At 47.2% G+C, this 18,330-nt stretch carries 14 protein-coding genes; 12 read left to right on the top strand and 2 right to left on the bottom strand.

Annotation, left to right across the window (positions count from 1 at the left end; translation table 11 throughout):
* The first annotated feature begins 96 nt into the window (after positions 1–96).
* From leuA to HNQ56_RS10615, 7 genes are all read left to right on the top strand, one after another.
* On the top strand, positions 97–1,764 hold the full coding sequence (gene leuA / locus HNQ56_RS10645; RefSeq protein ID WP_429145518.1) for a 2-isopropylmalate synthase: 1,668 nt from the start codon (positions 97–99) through the stop codon (positions 1,762–1,764).
* Positions 1,765–2,071: 307 nt separating this feature from the next.
* Complete coding sequence (locus tag HNQ56_RS10640) at positions 2,072–4,495, top strand: bifunctional glycosyltransferase/CDP-glycerol:glycerophosphate glycerophosphotransferase (protein WP_429145515.1); 2,424 nt, start codon at positions 2,072–2,074, stop codon at positions 4,493–4,495.
* A gap of 73 nt (positions 4,496–4,568) precedes the next feature.
* A complete protein-coding gene (locus HNQ56_RS10635) occupies positions 4,569–5,345 on the top strand; it encodes an ABC transporter permease (RefSeq protein ID WP_429145512.1) in 777 nt (258 codons plus the stop codon).
* Between the two features lie 9 nt (positions 5,346–5,354).
* Positions 5,355–6,137: an ABC transporter ATP-binding protein gene (locus HNQ56_RS10630; RefSeq protein WP_429145509.1), complete on the top strand. Its 783-nt coding sequence runs from the start codon at positions 5,355–5,357 to the stop codon at positions 6,135–6,137.
* A gap of 65 nt (positions 6,138–6,202) precedes the next feature.
* Positions 6,203–6,601: a glycerol-3-phosphate cytidylyltransferase gene (gene tagD, locus HNQ56_RS10625; protein WP_429145507.1), complete on the top strand. Its 399-nt coding sequence runs from the start codon at positions 6,203–6,205 to the stop codon at positions 6,599–6,601.
* A gap of 66 nt (positions 6,602–6,667) precedes the next feature.
* Complete coding sequence (locus HNQ56_RS10620; protein WP_429145504.1) at positions 6,668–7,882, top strand: CDP-glycerol glycerophosphotransferase family protein; 1,215 nt, start codon at positions 6,668–6,670, stop codon at positions 7,880–7,882.
* 61 nt (positions 7,883–7,943) lie between these two features.
* On the top strand, positions 7,944–9,086 hold the full coding sequence (locus tag HNQ56_RS10615; protein WP_429145501.1) for a CDP-glycerol glycerophosphotransferase family protein: 1,143 nt from the start codon (positions 7,944–7,946) through the stop codon (positions 9,084–9,086).
* A 13-nt stretch (positions 9,087–9,099) separates the two neighbouring features.
* On the opposite strand, the gene HNQ56_RS10610 is transcribed toward HNQ56_RS10615, so the two are convergent.
* On the bottom strand, positions 9,100–10,125 hold the full coding sequence (locus tag HNQ56_RS10610; RefSeq protein ID WP_429145499.1) for an LCP family protein: 1,026 nt from the start codon (positions 10,123–10,125) through the stop codon (positions 9,100–9,102).
* Positions 10,126–10,167: 42 nt separating this feature from the next.
* Positions 10,168–11,598, bottom strand: a complete 1,431-nt coding sequence (locus tag HNQ56_RS10605) for an undecaprenyl-phosphate glucose phosphotransferase (RefSeq protein ID WP_429145496.1) — start codon at positions 11,596–11,598, stop codon at positions 10,168–10,170.
* 241 nt (positions 11,599–11,839) lie between these two features.
* Here HNQ56_RS10605 and HNQ56_RS10600 point away from each other — a divergent pair, with 241 nt between their 5' ends.
* The 5 genes from HNQ56_RS10600 (at position 11,840) to HNQ56_RS10580 (ending at position 18,330) form a co-directional block, all read left to right on the top strand.
* A complete protein-coding gene (locus HNQ56_RS10600) occupies positions 11,840–13,654 on the top strand; it encodes a S1C family serine protease (RefSeq protein ID WP_429145493.1) in 1,815 nt (604 codons plus the stop codon).
* A gap of 289 nt (positions 13,655–13,943) precedes the next feature.
* A complete protein-coding gene (gene clpX / locus HNQ56_RS10595) occupies positions 13,944–15,380 on the top strand; it encodes an ATP-dependent Clp protease ATP-binding subunit ClpX (RefSeq protein ID WP_429145492.1) in 1,437 nt (478 codons plus the stop codon).
* A 62-nt stretch (positions 15,381–15,442) separates the two neighbouring features.
* Complete coding sequence (locus tag HNQ56_RS10590; RefSeq protein ID WP_429145490.1) at positions 15,443–15,775, top strand: hypothetical protein; 333 nt, start codon at positions 15,443–15,445, stop codon at positions 15,773–15,775.
* A gap of 344 nt (positions 15,776–16,119) precedes the next feature.
* The gene (locus HNQ56_RS10585; protein WP_429145487.1) at positions 16,120–17,250 is read left to right on the top strand and encodes an ABC transporter substrate-binding protein; all 1,131 of its coding nucleotides are present in this window, start codon (positions 16,120–16,122) and stop codon (positions 17,248–17,250) included.
* A gap of 192 nt (positions 17,251–17,442) precedes the next feature.
* The gene (locus tag HNQ56_RS10580) at positions 17,443–18,330 is read left to right on the top strand and encodes a branched-chain amino acid ABC transporter permease (protein WP_429145484.1); all 888 of its coding nucleotides are present in this window, start codon (positions 17,443–17,445) and stop codon (positions 18,328–18,330) included.

Raw genomic sequence — 18,330 nt, 5'->3', positions numbered from 1 at the left:
TGCAGCCGGGACGTTGGAAATTGCATGAATTTGATGTGCTGGCGCAGCGATGTGCTGCCGCTGGCGTATACCTATAATAGCCAGGAGGATATAATTATGTTGAATTTTAAGAGATATCAGAGAAACCCCGTTGTGGATTTACCAGACAGACAGTGGCCGGGAAAGCAGATTGAAAAGGCGCCGATTTGGTGCAGTGTGGACTTAAGAGATGGGAATCAGGCGCTGATTGAACCCATGGTAGTGGAGGAAAAGATCGAGTTTTTCCAGCTTTTGGTGAAGCTTGGCTTTAAGGAAATTGAGGTTGGATTTCCCTCTGCATCGCAGATTGAATATGATTTCTTAAGACAATTAGTCGACCGGAGACTGATCCCGGAGGATGTCACAATCCAGGTTCTGGTACAATGCAGGGAGCATTTGTTGAAAAGAACCTTTGAATCGCTGGAAGGTGTAAAGCGGGCCATTGTCCATATTTATAACTCTACTTCTACTTTACAGAGAGATGTGGTATTCCACATGTCCAGGGAAGAGATTAAGCAGATTGCATTGGATGCGACAAAGATGGTAAAGGAATATGCGAAGGATTTTCCGGGTGAGATTATTCTGGAATATTCCCCGGAGAGCTTTACCGGAACAGAGGTGGATTTTGCTCTGGAGGTCTGCAGTGCAGTGCAGGATATCTGGCAGCCGACACCGGAGAAGAAGATTATCTTCAATCTTCCTGCAACCGTTGAGATGAATACGCCCAATGTGTATGGGGATCAGATAGAGTGGATGAGCCGTAATTTTAAAAACCGTGATTCCATTATTCTCAGTGTTCATCCCCACAATGACCGCGGTACGGGTGTGGCGATTGCCGAGCTGGCCTTGCTTGCCGGTGCGGACAGGGTAGAAGGCACTCTGTTTGGCAATGGAGAGAGAACGGGTAATGTCGATATCTTAACTTTAGCTTACAATATGTTTTCCCAAGGGATTAATCCTGAGCTGGAGATTGATAATATTAACGAACTTATTGAAGCGTATGAGCGTCTGTGCAAGATGAAGGTGCACGAAAGACATCCATATGCGGGGAAATTGGTATTTACCGCATTCTCAGGTTCCCATCAGGATGCCATTAATAAGGGAGTTCAGGCAATGAAGGAGCGTAACAGCGCTTACTGGGCCGTTCCCTATCTCCCCATAGATCCTGCGGATATCGGAAGGCAGTATGAGCCCATTGTCCGTATCAACAGCCAGTCCGGCAAGGGCGGTGTTGCCTTTGTTATGGAGAACTACTTTGGCTTTAAGCTGCCGAAGGGTATGCATAAGGAATTTGCCGATGTTATTCAGCGCATATCCGAGAACCAGGGTGAGGTTTCACCGGAGCAGATCATGAATGAATTCAAGGCTTGCTATCTTGAGAGAAAAGAGCCTCTGCACTTTAGAAGATGCAGAATTGAAGATATTTCGGATCGGGATGAAGCCAGCACCAAAGCAGAAGTGATTTACACCAATGCCGGGGAGGAGAGAACTTTCACAGCCATCGGTAATGGACCTATTGATGCGGTTCAGAGAGGCCTGATGGAGGAGCTTGGCATCGAGATCAAGGTATTGGATTATACAGAGCATGCGTTGAGCGGCGGAGCCGGTGCGCAGGCAGCGGCATACATTCATATGCTGGACGCGAAGAGCGGAAGAGTTACCTATGGCGTCGGCGTAAGCTCTAATATAACAAGGGCTTCGATTCGTGCCATCTTCAGTGCCCTTAACCGATTGGAGTTAAAATAAAGGATTATATCATAAGAAGATCTGCAGCCATAGGAACTGCCCGTAAGGGCATCTCCCACGGCTGCTTTTTTTATGGAATTCCAAACCGCCATCCGCTCTCTTTTTATCAATAATATGGAAAAAGACAATTAAAAAAGGTGTTTTAAGGGAAGAATAGATATAATAAATTGTTCCGGAAGTACCTTTGATGGTAAAGGAAGGGGCCTTGCTTGACGAATTCTTTCCTGAAATGCTATAATTTCTATGTCGCGCTTTCCGTAAGGAAAAGGAATAGTTGTTGGATTTCAGGATATATGGAGGGTATAACATGAAGATAAGTATTATTATTCCGTACCACGAAGGCGAGAGCTATCTGCGTGACTGTCTGGACAGTTTGTCCGAGCAGGCGGTCAGGGATATGGAGGTTCTTTTGATCTGTGACAGGGTAAAGGAAAAGGAGCTGGAGATGCTTTCGGATTATGAAGGCTTATCCGTCCGTGTACATCGTCTCAAGGGAAAGACAGGTGTGGCAGCCGCACGGAATCTGGGTCTGGAGAAAGCATGTGGTGAGTATGTGTATTTTCTGGACAGTGATGATTATTTGTATGGTGACACCCTTGAGACATTGCTTCAGGCTGCCCAGGACTGGGAAGCGGATATTGTCTATGGCAAGAAAATCCCGACCTGGTTTGGAAGAGCTGTTTTTCTGGCAAGAAAGCTGGAGCAGGATGCCGGGGATGAGGAGACGGAGAATGAGGGAAGCGCCTCGGATACGGCTCAGCTGGATGCGGAAAACGGCGGCAATGACGGAGGCGGATCAGACAGAGGCAATGATGATACAGATAATGACGATACAGATAACGGAGATGCAGACAATGATGATACAGACAATACGGATAAGGACAAAGCTTGTGATGCAGGCAGAAGAATCCTAGAGGATGATAGCAACAGCGAAGATGGAACAGAAGAGATGTCCGAGGAGGAATTGCTTCGCCGGAAGGAGGCCCGCATCAGGAAGGCATACCGAGTTTTGGTGGTAAAGCGGAAGGGAGTTCGCAATATATCAGTACTGGGAATATTGTTTCGCAGAAGCTTTATTGAAGAGCATCACTTGCGGTTTCCGGAAAATATTATCTATCTGTCGGATGCTCCTTTTCTGGTAGAAGCCCTGTCTAAGACGGAACGATTCTGTAAGAGGCTGAGCGCAAAGTATATAAAGAGAAAGCACAATGATGCCATTAATCTGCCTTCTCTGTCACAAGTAAAGGATCCCAACCGTTTTTTTGATTTTTTAGATACCTATTATGAAACAATCAAGAGGATACCCCCGGATTCCGAATTGCGGTATCTCTTTGACAGAAAATATATTATGTATTATACCGGGGTTTATGCCCCAAAGCTGAAGCGAAGCATGAATTCTGCCTGGCGTGAGGAGAATTTCATTCGTATGAGCGACCTTATGAACCGGATCAGTCCGAGGGCAATAAGATCAGTGAGAGGCTATAAAAGGCGTATTGTCAAAGCTCTGATGCGCCGGGATGTGCAGGCGGCCCAAAGGATTGTTACCCGGCATCTGGCCTGGCGGAAGCTGAAAAGGGTGATCCGGAGCAGGAAAGCCCTGTATATGGCCTTCTATATTCATGTGTTTATGAAACGGCCGATGAAGAATTATATTTTATTTGAAAGCTTTTTTGGTAAGAATTATTCGGACAGTCCCAAATATATCTATGAATATTTGGCGAAGCACTATCCGGATCAATATAAATTTATCTGGGTCATTAATAAAAGAAATACCCGGATACCGTACCGGCACAGGAAGATCAGACGGTATAGTCTGGCTTATTACTATTATCTGGCATGCAGCAGATATTATGTATTCAACGGAAGACAGCCGGAATGGACAATCAAGAGGCCGGAGAATATCTTTCTGCAGACCTGGCATGGGACGCCGTTAAAGAAGCTGGTCTTCGATATTGAGGAAATTACCTCGGCAACTCCCAAATATAAGCAGCAGGTATACAAGCAATCCCGCGCCTGGGACTACTTGATTGCACCCAATGCCTTCTGCAGTGTAACCTTCCGCAGATGCTTTATGTACGAGAATCAGATGCTGGAAACCGGCTATCCCAGAAATGATATTTTACATGATCCTGACCGGGAAGAGCTGTCCCGGCAGATTCGCGGCAGGATAGGAATTCCTCAGGATAAAAAAACCATTCTCTATGCGCCGACCTGGAGGGATGATGAGTTCTATGGCAAAGGGCAGTACAAATTCGAATTGAATCTGGATCTGGAGAAAATGCGCCGTGATTTAGGGGAGGAGTATGTAATCTTGCTCCGGACCCATTATTTTATCGCGGATTCCCTGGATGTGAGGGCCTTCTCCGGCTTTGCCTATAATTTAAGCAGGTATGATGATATATCGGAGCTGTACCTGATCTCGGATATTCTGATTACGGATTATTCCTCGGTCTTCTTTGACTATGCCAATTTGAAACGGCCGATGCTGTTTTATACCTATGACCTGGAAAAATACCGGGATGTGCTCCGGGGCTTTTATTTTGATATTGAAAAAGAAGTACCGGGACCCCTGTTGTTTACCACAGAGGAGGTAGTTGAGGCAGTTCGGGGGATCGATGAAGTGGCGGCGAAGTATCAACAGCGGTACGATGAGTTTTACAACAGATTTTGTGCATGGGAAGATGGACATGCAGCTAAAAAAGTGGTAGAATCAGTATTCAGAGTACCATGAAAGCGAAGGTTACGGTTCCGTCTGCGATGTCATCCAGGAGGAACCGTAGCAAGCAAGGAAGCGGAGGATCAATGTGAGACAATTATGGAAGAATTTTAGCAAATACCGCTTTTTACTGGGGGAATTGGTGAAGAAGGATATCCGGCTGCGGTACCGCAGATCCTATCTGGGGATTCTCTGGACGCTGTTGGAGCCGATTCTGACCACGGCAGTGCTGGCCTTTGTATTCGGCGGTCTGCGTAAGGTAAAGGACCCTCAGTTTCCGGTTTATATTCTGACGGGACGGCTGTTGTACAGCTTCTTTTCCGATGCGACAAAATCAGCAATGAAATCAATCCGCAGCAACAGCGGCATGATCAAGAAGGTATATGTGCCAAAGTATATCTATCCCCTGTCCGGCGTGCTCTCCAATTATGTAATATTTCTTATTTCCATGTTGGTGCTATTCGGCGCGGCTGTTATCTTTAAAGTGCGGCCCACGGTATATGTGATACAGGCAGTCATACCGTTGTTTTTACTGCTGGTGCTGGCGCTGGGCTTTGGAATGATATTAGCTACCATGGCTGTGTTTTTCCGTGATCTGGAGTATTTATGGGGGGTTGTGCTGATGCTTATTATGTACACCAGCGGAATTTTCTACCATGTAGAAGATCTGCGTCTTGGGGATAAGGCATGGGTGCTTAGGCTGAATCCGCTCTATACGGTAATCAGTAATTTTCGGAATGCCATCTTTGGTGCGCCCATGAATCAGACGATGCTGCTGCTGTCTGCGTGCTATAGCTTTGGTGCGCTGGCGATTGGGTTTGTGTTGTTTTACCGGAAGCAGGATGAATTTATTCTTAACATATAAGGATGTGGGATGGATAGCATCCGGACAGCTGTGATTGAGGAGGATTATGTGAAGGAACAGGTATTGGTAGTTGATAATGTCAGTATGAAATTTAACCTGATGGAGAACAAGGTGGATAATATTAAGGAATATTTTATTAAGATGCTGAAGAACGAGCTGCGTTACCAGGAGTTCTGGGCCCTGCATAATGTCTCCTTTACCGTCAATAAAGGGGACAGGCTGGGGATTCTGGGGCTGAACGGAGCCGGGAAGAGCACCCTGCTTAAGATTATTGCAGGGGTGTTGAAGGCTACGGAGGGCAGCATCTCCATCCGGGGAAAGATTGTGCCCCTGCTTGAGCTGGGAGCAGGCTTTGATGCTCAGTATACGGGGGCGGAAAATATCTATCTGTACGGAGCAGTGCTGGGATATTCCAGGGATTTTATCCGGCAGAGATATGACGAAATTGTTGATTTTTCCGAGCTGGGAGATTTCATCAATGTTCCGGTGAAGAACTATTCCTCCGGTATGAAGGCGAGACTTGGTTTTTCTATAGCAACCATCGTGGAGCCGGAGATTCTAATTCTGGATGAGGTTCTGGCGGTGGGAGACGCAAAGTTCCGCAAGAAAAGCGAGAAGAAGATTAAGAGCATGTTCGACGGCGGAGTTACGGTTTTATTTGTATCCCATTCCCTGGAGCAGGTGAACCGTCTGTGCAACCGGGCAATTCTCCTGGATAAGGGGAGCCTGATTGCCAAGGGCAAGGTAGGAGATGTCAGTGCGATCTATGAAGCAAAGATAAATGAATTTTAAGGCCATGACCTGAAAGGAGGAAGCTCCCGTCCGGCACGGATATACCGGACCGGGGCACAATGACGATGAAGAAAGTAATTACTTACGGGACCTATGATTTGCTGCATGTAGGGCATATCAATCTGCTGAGGAGGGCCAGGGAACTGGGGGATTATCTGGTGGTAGTGCTCTCCTCTGATGAATTCAATGCGCTGAAGCATAAAACGGCCTATCATTGCTATGAAGACCGCAAGATCATACTGGAAGCTATCAAATACGTGGATGAAGTGATACCGGAGTATACCTGGGAACAAAAGGTACAGGATGTGGTTGACAACCAGATTGATGTGTTTGTCATGGGCGATGACTGGGCAGGACAGTTTGATTTCCTGAAAGAGTATTGTGAAGTGGTATATCTGCCGCGTACCGATGGGATTTCCACAACAAAGATTAAGAAAGACCTGAATATGGGAAATAAAAATTAAAGGGAAAGCGTCAAAAGTGCTGCGCACAAATTAATAATAAAAAATGAATATTGGAAAGAGGAACATATGAGTCTATCACTGCCGAACAGATTCAAAAAGCAGAAGCAGAAAGTGAAGAAAAGGCTGAAATCTCTGGTGTTGGGAGTATATCGGCTGGGTGTCAGATGCCTGCCGCTGAATAAAAGGATTATTTTATTTGAGAGCAATCTGGGGCGGAATTATACGGGGAACCCCAGGGCAATCTACGAGGAAATGGTGCGCCAGGGACTGGACCGGCAATACCGCTGTTATTTCATTCTGGAGGATGTGAAAACTCCGCTTCCGGGAGCGGCTGTTCCGGTAAAAAGGAGCCGCTTTCTCTATTTTTATTTATTTGCGGTAGCGGGAATCTGGGTATGTGACACCCGTCTGCCCAAATATATCGTCAAGAAACCGGGCAGTACCTATATCCAGACCTGGCATGGAACACCGCTGAAGAAGCTGGCCCTGGATATGGATGCCGTATTTATGGCAGGAGAAGGCGGGATCGAGAATTATAAAAAGAATTTCTATAACAATACCAGGACATGGGACTATCTGATTTCCCAGAATCATTATTCTACCGAGATATTCCGGAGGGCCTTTGCCTTTGACAAGGAGGTATTGGAGATCGGCTATCCCAGGAATGACGTTCTGTTTGCAAAGAACAACCCGGACAGTATCCGGGAGCTGAAACGGAAAGCGGGGTTGCCCCAGGATAAGAAGATCCTGCTCTATGCGCCGACCTGGAGGGATAATGAGTTCTATGGAAAGGGAAAGTATAAGTTTAATCCTGCCCTGGATTTTGCTGAGCTTCAGAAGAGGCTTGGTGAGGAATATATCCTGATTGTGAAATACCACTACCTTGTGATGGACCAGATTGACTGGAGTCCTTACCAGGGCTTCATCTATCCCTGTGATTTAAGCTATGATATCTCAAATCTATACCTGATCTCCGATATGCTCATTACCGATTATTCCTCGGTTATGTTTGACTACAGCCTGCTGAGAAGACCCATGTTCTTTTTCTGTTATGATCTGGAGGAGTATAAGGACACCTTAAGAGGCTTTTATTTTGATTTCCTTGCAGAGGCTCCCGGACCGGTGACAATGACAACCGGGGAGCTGATCGAGGCAATTAAGAACTATGACCGGGCAGAGTATAGGGAACGGGAGGAAGCCTTCTATCTCAAATACAACCATACGGATGACGGAAAGGCTTCTCAGAGGGTGACTCAGCTGATCCAGACCCTGACACAATAGATTTTGTTCCGTGATCTTACATACAGAGGCCGGAGAACAACGGAGGATAGGAGTAACGCTCATGATGAAAACCTTTGGTTACTGCCTGTTTGCACTGGTTTATAATCTGTGCCGGCTGGCACCCGTTCAAAAGAAAAGAGTATTTTGCATTATGACCCATGATGACGGACCGGGAAGCAATGTTAGCATTGCTGCCGCAGCGTTGAAGAACCGTCGGGAGGGTTATACCTTTTCCTATCTGACCAAAAAAGAGACAGGGGCGGTAAGGCGTCTGTCCGGAATCAGAACCCTGCTGGCTTTCTTCTTTCAAAAGCCATATGAGCTGGCAAGAGCGGAGCTGGTGCTGCTGGATAATGTATTCCTTCCCTATGCCTATCTTCGCAGGCGAAAGGGAACGAAGGTGGTGCAGCTGTGGCATGGCACCGGTACCATCAAGAAATTTGGGCAGGATGTCAACACAGGACGTCTGGGAAAGCTGGAGAAAAGAGCCAATAAAAATATTACCCATCTGATTGTGAATTCCCCGGATATAAAGCAGCTCTATGCAGGAGCCTTTGGCGTGAAGGAGGAAGTGGTTTATCCCATCGGCCTTCCCAGAACGGATGAGCTGCTTCGCAGAATCCAGGAGGCGGAGGCCGCAGGAAGCAGCAGGGAGAAGGAGTATATTTACGCAAAATATAAAATACCCGGGGAGAAGAAGCTGATTCTGTATGCACCCACGTTCCGGGACGATCCCCGGCAGAACCCCCATCTCATCGAAACCATCAGAGAGCTGGGCAGAGAGCTGCCGAGGGATTATTGCCTGGCACTGAAGCTGCATCCGCAGATTGCCGGAGCCTTCCGGCAGGTAGAGCTGGGAGAGAATATTCTTCAGCTCTCCTTTGAGAAAGACATTAATACGGTGCTGTTGGCATCGGATATTCTGGTTACGGATTATTCCTCCATTATATTTGAATACTGCCTTACCGGACGCCCCATGATCTTCTACGCTTATGATTATGAGGAATTCTCAGAGCAGGGAAGGGGCTTCTACTACGAATATGCCTCCTTTGTCCCCGGTCCGGTGGCCTATACCGTTCATGAGGCGGCAGAGATCATCCGCCGGGAAGCCTTTGAATTACATAAGGCCTCCCGTTTTACGGAGCGCTTCTATGGAATCAGGGATGCCAGGGCGACAGAACGTCTGCTGGCTTTGTTGAAATAAGAGAAACGGCGGACTATTTGCTTGTACGGATTCCCTCCACGTAGGAAGAGTAATCCATCACGGTAGAACTGGGGGTATACCCGGTTTTGTCGTATAGAAATTCATGGAGTCTGACCACATTCTCCTGCAGGTTAATGGGGAACACATAGGATACCTTTTTATAGTTATGGGCGTCTTTTTCAAAAGGAAAGCCGGTGTTATCCACGATATCATAAGAGAAGACATCCTTAACCAGAGCCAGGATCTCCGCGGCGGTGAGATTGGTATAGATCTGGGGCAGCATCTCATCCACGATGGAATTGACAGTGGAGAGATCGGAATCCTTAACCTTGTCCAATATTTTCTGGATTACGATGCGCTGGCGTTCCGTCCGCTTAAAATCATCCCCTGAGGTGTAGCGAATTCTTGCATAAGCGGTGGCCTGGGTACCATTCACCAGCTGTGTTCCGGCTGATTTCAGGCCGGATACCTGAGTGGAGTTGATTTTGTTCAGCTCCCGGACATAACCATTTAAATATTTCAATTCGTTTTTGGCAATATCCAGTTCAATTCCTCCCAGAATATCAATGACATTGACGATGGCTGCAAAATTAACGGTGACGAATTCACTGATGTCCAGGTCAAAATTCCGGTTGATGGTGCTGAGGGCCAGGGAGTATCCGCCCTTAAAATAAGCAGCGTTGATCTTATCATAGCCCTCTCCCGGGATATTCACATAGGTATCCCGGTAAATGGAAGCTAATTTTATATCCTTGGTTTTATTATTGATGCTGACAATCATGATGGTATCGCTGTGGGTATTCTTCTCCAGGGCATTGCTCCGGGAGTCCACACCAAACAGGGCGATGCTGCGGTAGCCTTCCGTCTTAATCTCAACTTCATTTTTCTGAATGGAATGGTCGTTTACATTCACATAATTAATTCGGCTCATCTTGCCATTAATATAGAATATAGCGAAAATCGATAAAATAGCAAATACTTCAAAAAACAGAACAAGATATAGCTTGCCTTTTTTCTTTCTTTTCCGTTCCCGTGCCATTGCTGCCCTCGTACCTGCCTTTCCTGTCCGGTTCAGACTGTGTCAGTATGCATTTTTATTGATAAATCCTTTAAAAATAGTTAAGAATAATATTTTAAAATCAAGGCCCAGAGTCCAGTTCTCGATATAATACAGATCATGATCAATACGCTTGCGTATGGAGGTATCGCCCCGGTAGCCGTTGATCTGTGCCCAGCCTGTAAGGCCGGGAGAAACCTGATGCTTGATCATATAGCGGGGGATCTCCTCCTTGAACTTCTCTACAAAGAAGGGGCGCTCCGGCCGGGGTCCCACCAGACTCATGTCCCCTTTTAATACATTAAAGAACTGGGGGAATTCATCGATGCTGGTTCTTCGGATAAACTTACCGATGCCGGTCACCCGGGGATCGCTGCGGGTGGTCCAGGCTTTTTTCTCTTCCTTCTCCACCTGGATCTCCATGGAACGGAACTTGTACATTTTAAATTCCTTATTATGCCTTCCGATGCGAACCTGGGAGAAAATCACCGGTCCTGGAGAGGTGAGCTTGATCAGAACCGCTACCAGCAACATGGGAATGGAGAACAGAATCAAAGCAACGACTGCTCCCAGGATGTCGATCATCCGCTTGATTACCTTGTTATAGGTATTGCTTAAGGGAACGTTGCGGATATTAATGACGGGCAGACCGTACAAATCCTCCGTATAGGGGGTAGTAGGTATAAAGCTGTAGTAATCCGGAACAAATTTGGTGTGAACACCGGATTTTTCACAGATAGCCACAATGCTTTCCAGCTTTTCATATTCATTGACACTTAAGGTAATTGCGATTTCATCCAAGGTCATTTTCGCCAGAAAGGATTCCAGATGCGTGATGCTCCCAATGACCGGAATCTTCTTATACATGGTGCCGGCCTCGATGTTATCATCCAGGATACCGTGGATATAATAACCCCATTGGGGGTTGGCGAAGATGCGGTCAATATAAGCCTCGGCAGCATGTCCGTATCCAACCAGGATCACATGCTTTAAATTATAGCCCTTCCGTCTGACGGTCCGCAGAATCTGGGACAGGATCATTCGTGAAGCGATGCCCAGGGCAATGTTCAAAAGGAAGAAAAAGCCCAGGAAAAGCCGGGAGATGTTGAAATTCAAATCCTTGGTCATATACAGGAAGGAAAGAAAGGTGGTAAAGCCGAAGGTATTAGCCAGAATGAGATTAGACACCTCGGCCAGCCTGCGCTTACCCCGCTTGGGGGTATACAGATGGGCAAAATAATATACGAACAAATACACCGGAATGATAAAGGTCAGCCTCAGTGCATATACATCAACGGAGTAGAAGGTATTCCTCTCTGCTTTCAGGATGGTGAACAGGCTTGTCAAAGGGCTGTGGAACCGGAGGTAATAGGAGAACAGGTAGGCAATAGCTATGGTACAGGCATCCATCAGGACGTGGAGCCGATTAAACATCTTTTGATTATCTTTAATCATATCAACACCTACTTTGCTGTATTAATGAGCTGCATCACCTCTAATATAATACATGATCGCAGGGATTTCAACAACATAAATTTTCTTAAGTTTATTTTAAGACAGCCGACAAAAATATATAAATATTACGGATATTTTCACAATCTAAACACAAAAAGGTGGTATACTGCTTCTTAAAAAGAATTCATGGAAATATTCCGATACTGGAAATATTCCGATAGACGAAAGGAGTGGAGTTTCAATGGATGATTTTGATAACAACAATGTGAGGCCGGAAGAAAATGATAAAAATATAAACAACCCTCAGAATCCCAATGGCAGGGTTCCCGAATATAGCTTCTGGGCAGAGAATATATCCAATGGAGTGCAGCCCGGGAATCCCGGCAGCTATTCCGGTAATCCGTATGCGGGTGGTAATGCGGGTCTGAATCAATCCGGCATGAACCAGGGCGGTTTCAATCCGGGCAATTCGAATCCCGGAGGTTTTAATTCCAATGGTCCGAATTATAATAACCCGAATCCCGGAGGTCCGAATTATTACCCGGGCAGTGCCGGCACCGGGTATCCGAATTCCAATTTCAATAATGCGGGACAAGGTTATTCCCATCCCGGCTATAACCATAATGCAGCTCCCAATAATGCCGGCGGGAATTATTCGCATCCCAATGGTTTCCGGCAGATTACTCCTCATCCGAATTATTCCCAGCCAAATTACAGCCAGCCCGGCTATAACCAAAACGGCTATAATCAAGGTTATGGCAACGAAGGCGGCTATCATTCGGGTGCAAATTCCTGGCAGTATGGCACCGACCAGGCGGGCAGTGGGAAGAAGAAACAAAAAAAGGAGCGTAAGCCGGCCAATAAAGCGGTGAAATTCGTTACCAAGGCGGTGAGCTTCGGGCTGATTGCAGCCATAAGCTTTGTCGGATTCCAGCAGATCTATTATGCAATGAATCCGGATTCCTCCCCGGACCGGATGATCAAAACTTTTACTGAGGCAAACGCCCCGAATGAGAAATATAAGATTGCCTTCACCTCCCCGGGAAAGGTGACAGTGGGGGAACGCTCGGCTGTCAGCAAGATTGTGGAGGGGGCCATGCCCTCCATCGTTTCCATCAATATCACAGGTACCCAGGCTGTGGATTGGTTCGGCAGGCAGTACAACCAGGAGGTGGAAGGCTCCGGTTCCGGTTTCATTGTAGGAAAGAATGAAAAGGAACTGTTGATAGCAACCAATAATCATGTGGTGGCGGGAAGCAGTGCCATCAAGGTAACTTTTATCGACGGGAAAGAAGCGATGGCGGTCATTAAGGGAACGGATGCGGTAGCGGATCTTGCAGTGGTATGCGTGGATGTGGAAAGCTTGGAACAGTCCACACTGGATGCCATCTCCGTATCCAAACTGGGTGATTCCGAGAATACCAAGGTCGGCCAGATGTCAATTGCCATAGGCAATGCCCTGGGCTACGGCCAGTCGGTCACCGTGGGCTATGTCAGCGCAAGGGACCGGGAGGTAGAGGTAACGGACGGCTATGAAACAAACAAGATGATTCTGCTCCAGACCGATGCGGCCATCAATCCGGGCAACAGCGGCGGAGCCCTGCTTAACCTGGACGGTGAGGTAATCGGAATCAACACGGTAAAATATGCCTCTAACGAGGTGGAAGGTATGGGCTATGCCATTCCCATTTCCCGTGCGGTTCCAATTATCAATGAACTGATGAGCCGGGAGATTCTGAAAGAGGAGGAGCAGGGATACCTGGGCATTGCAGGAGATGATGTCACGGAGGAGATCGCTTCTTACCTCAGCATGCCGATTGGAGTATATGTGAAAGAAGTGTCGCAGGGAGGGGCTGCTGAGAAAGCGGGGCTGCTGTCAGGTGATATCATTACCCGGGTCGATGATATTGAGATAACCTCCATCACCCAATTGAGGAATTATGTTACCAGCAAGCGTGTGGGAACTTACGTTGAGGTGACCTATATGAGAAAATCCTCCAGCGAGTATAAGGAAGGAAAAGTAAGTATCAGCCTGGGGAAGAGACCGGCGGAGTAATTTTTAAAGAAACAGACACAGAAAACGGAAGCATTGCAGCTCTCTGCATTGCTCCCGTTTTTTGGTAACAGCCCAGACAGCGGCATGGGGGAGGACATGGAGCTTCCATACAGTGCATTACGGAAGCTCCATGTCCTCCCCCATGCCGCTGTCTGAGCTGTTACGTTTTTTATTAAATATTAATGAAAGCTTAAAGAATAGACTATTGTGTGATACCTGCAGATAAGCTATAATATTTGATAAAATGACGCTTCTCCACAGCAAATGGAGGGAAGAAACGGAGGAAATAATGAGTAATAATTTTGACGATATTAACATAGACGGCACCAAGGATTCTTTTGATCAGGAGCATAAGAGCCAGAATGAACATAAGGACTATGAGGAGGTCTGCTATCTTTGCAGGAGGCCGGAAAGCAAAGCAGGCAAGATGATTCACATCCCTAATCAGATCACGATCTGTGCGGATTGTATGCAGAAAACCTTTGATACCATTAACAAGCCGGACAATCCATACCTGCAGATGATGGGCTTTAATCCTAACATGAATATTATGAATTTGTCCGGAATGCCGGGGGATATTCCCAACGCCCAGAAGCTGAAGAAGAAAAAGCCGGAGGAGGGCAAGGCTCCCCAGCCCTTTGACAGGAAAAGCATACCGTCACCCCATGTGATCAAGGCGAGCCTGGATGAATTCATTGTGGGACAGGAGCATGCGAAGAAGGTTATCTCTGTTGCTGTTTATAATCATTATAAGCGCATCGGAAACCATACGCAGCCGGAGGTGGAGATTGATAAATCCAATATGCTGATGATTGGCCCTACCGGCAGCGGAAAGACCTATCTGGTGAAGACTCTGGCCAGACTGCTGAATGTTCCCCTGGCAATCACAGATGCCACCTCCCTGACGGAGGCCGGATACATCGGTGATGATGTGGAAAGTGTGATATCCAAGCTGCTCCAGGCCGCGGATAATGATGTTGAGAAGGCGGAGCGGGGAATTGTGTTCATTGATGAGATTGACAAAATAGCCAAAAAGCGCAATACCAACAGCCGTGACGTGAGCGGGGAATCCGTGCAGCAGGGATTGCTGAAGCTTCTGGAGGGAAGCAGTGTGGAGGTTCCTGTGGGCGCATCCTCCAAGAATGCAATGGTGCCCATGACTACGGTAAACACACAGAATATCCTATTCATCTGCGGCGGAGCATTCCCGGATCTGGACAAGATCATAAAGGCCCGTCTGAACAAGCAGAGCTCCATCGGCTTCAGGGCGGACTTGAAGGATAAATACGATGATGAACCGAATTTGCTGCAAAAAGTCAATCTGGATGATCTGAGGGAGTATGGCATGATCCCGGAATTCCTGGGCAGGCTTCCGATTCTCTTCTCTTTGGAAGGGCTGACAAAGGACATGCTGGTTCAGGTGCTTCAGGAGCCGAGAAACGCCATACTGAAGCAGTACCAGACCTTGCTGGCTATGGATGAGGTGGATCTGCAGTTTGTACCGGAGGCGCTGGAAGCAATCGCGGCCAAGGCATTGGAGAAAAAGACCGGTGCGAGGGCACTGCGCGCCATATTAGAGGAGCTTATGCTGGATATTATGTATGAGATACCGAAGGATGAGAATATCGGAAGAGTCATTATTACCAGGGATTATATTGAAGGCAGGGGCGTTCCGGTGATTGAGATGCGCGGTGTGAGCAAACAGATGCTCCTATCGGGAAAATAGTATAAAAGGAATGCCGGAAAATCAGTAGTTTTAATATCTGGAAGCGGAAGGGGGAACGGGGCATGTCACTATTAAGAAAACTTTTTCGCAAAAGCAAAACCGCAGGGAGAGCAGCGGAGGACGGCTTCAAAAAGGATATCTCTGAAGACGAAATACCGGAAGAAGATTTTGTGGAAGAGGACCCGGCGGAGGATTCGGAGACCGGTGAAGAGGGCTGGGGATATGGCAGTGAGGAAAGCCAACGGGTTACGGAAGACCCGGAGGAAGATCCCGATATGGAGTACGAGATCGTGGAACGGGAGATACTGCCGGCCAAAATTATCTGCCCCGATTGCGGAGGAATTACCCTGGAGGGGCTGGATTTCTGCGATAAATGCGGGGGAGAACTATCCTAGATTAGATTGGTGATGGTGATGCGGGGATTGTGGGGATTGGTGTCAGGCACCCTTTCAAAGGGTGCCTGACACCAATCCTTGTACTGTGTATAGGGCATTATGTCCGGTTGTATCCGCAGGCTGATCTGTCACAACATACTTTAACACATTAAAAGATTATATTGACAAATCAATTATGCGGGGTTATTATATAACCTAAGATAAAGACGTTCGCACATCAAAGACATTTGTCCTAGCCACGCACGAACGCCTTATTGTATTATAGGAAGGAAATTCTTCTTCCTGTAATAGAGAGTTCATGTATTAACGGCTTCCTCGGAAGTCCAATCAACAGGAGGGATTTTATGAAAAAGAATTTTAAGAAAATGATGGGGTTAGGCCTGATCCTTTCTCTGACAGCAGCATCCCTTGCAGGCTGTGGTCCTGCGGCGGGGGACAAATTTATAATCGGCGGTATCGGACCGATCTCCGGTGATGCCGCTTCCTACGGCACCTCTGTAAAGCAGGGAGCTGAAATTGCCGTCGAGGAGATCAATAAGGCAGGAGGAGTTACGGTTGGCGGAAAGAAGCTTACTCTGGAGCTGAACTTTATGGATGATGAAGCTCAGCCGGACAAAGCAGTAACTGCATTCAATGCCTTAATGGATGCCAAAATTAATGCGCTGATGGGAACGGTAACCTCGGATGCCGGACTGGGTATCATCGATCTGACTAAGGAGGAAGGCATTCTGATGCTGACACCCTCCGGTTCTGCAGCAGGTCTGACTAAGTATGACAACGCCTTCCGTCTCTGCTTTACCGATCCTCTGCAGGGTGTGACCATGGCGAATTATGCGAAGGACAATGGATATACTAAAATTGCAGTAATTTATAATAATTCCGATAACTACAGTACCGGCATGATGCAGGCCTTTGTTGATCAGGTTGCCGCAAACGGGGCTACTGTTGTGGCTAACGAATCCTTTGTAGAGGGTGATGTTGATTTTAATACCCAGTTAACGAAGATTAAGGGCACGGATGCGGAAGTGATTTTCATTCCTTCCTATTATAAGGAAGCAGCTCTGATTACTACTCAGGCAGCCGGGCTGGGAATGAGCCTTCCCTTCCTGGGCGGCGACGGCTGGGATGGTGTTATTGCTCAGACCGTTGATCCCGCTGTGTTAGAGGGTGCCGTATTCTTAACACCCTTCAATGCCGGCGCGACAGATGCCAAGACCGCAGATTTTGTTAAGAAGTATGATGAGGAGTATAAGGCAATACCGGATCAGTTTGCAGCAGACGGCTATGACAGTATCTATGTAATCGCGGCAGCGCTGGAGAAGGCCGGAAGCACGGATAATGACAAATTAATCGCAGCAATGACGCAAATCACGGTTGATGGTTTAACAGGTTCCATGACCTTTAATGCCAACGGCGAACCCAACAAGGGGGCTAACTTTGTAGAGATCCGCGGCGGAAAGTATATATCGAAATAAATACTCTGTTGCTCCCGGCAATTCATTGCCGGAAGAACAGCAATATAGGTTGATTTACATAAGAACGAGGGGGAGACGCTATGCCTCCTTTTCGTTCTTATCTGTGGTTTTATATAATCCTGTTCAAAGGGGAAGTTCGAAGGATAAGGCTGAAAAATGCCCTTTCAGCCGGAAAATATGAGGTGAGGCTTAATGAATAGCGTGATTGAACTGATTGAGCAATTAATCAACGGATTGAGAACAGGAAGTATCTATGCATTGATTGCGCTGGGCTATACCATGGTGTACGGCATCGCCAAAATGATCAATTTTGCTCATGGTGATGTCATTATGGTAGGGGCCTATGGTCTTTACGTATTTGTGGTTTTGCTGAAGCTGCCCGTACCGCTGGCGGTTCTGCTGACCATCGTATTATGTGCGGTGTTTGGAATTACGATAGAGCGGATTGCATATAAGCCGCTGAGAAAGGCGCCTCCCCTTGCGGTGCTGATTACGGCAATCGGTGTCAGCTTCTTTCTTCAGAATGCGTCGATGCTGATTTTTACCGCCAATCCCAAGCCTTTTGCATCTATCGTAAATGTTAAGACGATTACAATCGGGAAGGTATCCATTGCCGGAATAACAGCCGTAACTCTGCTGGTAACTCTGGTAACGATGATTATATTAACCCTGTTTATCCATAAAACAAAAGCGGGCAGTGCCATGCGCGCGGTGTCGGAGGATAAGGGTGCGGCACAGCTGATGGGAATCAATGTGAACCGGACCATATCCCTGACCTTTGCCATTGGCTCCAGCCTGGCAGCAATTGCAGGTGTCCTGTATCTGAGCCAGTACCAGTCTCTGAATCCCACCATGGGTGCGCTGCCCGGTATCAAAGCCTTTGTAGCGGCAGTGCTGGGGGGAATCGGAAGTATTCCCGGCGCCATGCTGGGAGGCATTATTCTCGGTCTGATCGAAAGTATCTCCAAGGCATATATCAGCTCAGAGCTTGCCGATGCAATTGTATTCGGCGTTCTGATCTTGGTGCTCTTACTTAAGCCTACGGGACTGCTGGGTAAGAAACGTATTGAGAAAGTGTAG

The organism is Anaerotaenia torta (genome assembly GCF_050433395.1).
In the GTDB taxonomy this organism is placed as follows: domain Bacteria; phylum Bacillota; class Clostridia; order Lachnospirales; family Lachnospiraceae; genus Mobilitalea; species Mobilitalea torta.
Note: the sequence above shows the minus strand (reverse complement) of the source record. Positions and strands in the feature narration are given on the sequence as shown.

Coding starts and splice junctions, on each gene's coding strand:
- leuA (WP_429145518.1), top strand. CDS start 97: ATGTTGAATTTTAAGAGATATCAGAGAAACCCCGTTGTGGATTTACCA.
- HNQ56_RS10640 (WP_429145515.1), top strand. CDS start 2,072: ATGAAGATAAGTATTATTATTCCGTACCACGAAGGCGAGAGCTATCTG.
- HNQ56_RS10630 (WP_429145509.1), top strand. CDS start 5,355: ATGGATAGCATCCGGACAGCTGTGATTGAGGAGGATTATGTGAAGGAA.
- tagD (WP_429145507.1), top strand. CDS start 6,203: ATGAAGAAAGTAATTACTTACGGGACCTATGATTTGCTGCATGTAGGG.
- HNQ56_RS10620 (WP_429145504.1), top strand. CDS start 6,668: ATGAGTCTATCACTGCCGAACAGATTCAAAAAGCAGAAGCAGAAAGTG.
- HNQ56_RS10615 (WP_429145501.1), top strand. CDS start 7,944: ATGATGAAAACCTTTGGTTACTGCCTGTTTGCACTGGTTTATAATCTG.
- HNQ56_RS10610 (WP_429145499.1), bottom strand. CDS start 10,125: ATGGCACGGGAACGGAAAAGAAAGAAAAAAGGCAAGCTATATCTTGTT.
- HNQ56_RS10605 (WP_429145496.1), bottom strand. CDS start 11,598: ATGATTAAAGATAATCAAAAGATGTTTAATCGGCTCCACGTCCTGATG.
- HNQ56_RS10600 (WP_429145493.1), top strand. CDS start 11,840: ATGGATGATTTTGATAACAACAATGTGAGGCCGGAAGAAAATGATAAA.
- clpX (WP_429145492.1), top strand. CDS start 13,944: ATGAGTAATAATTTTGACGATATTAACATAGACGGCACCAAGGATTCT.
- HNQ56_RS10590 (WP_429145490.1), top strand. CDS start 15,443: ATGTCACTATTAAGAAAACTTTTTCGCAAAAGCAAAACCGCAGGGAGA.
- HNQ56_RS10585 (WP_429145487.1), top strand. CDS start 16,120: ATGAAAAAGAATTTTAAGAAAATGATGGGGTTAGGCCTGATCCTTTCT.
- HNQ56_RS10580 (WP_429145484.1), top strand. CDS start 17,443: ATGAATAGCGTGATTGAACTGATTGAGCAATTAATCAACGGATTGAGA.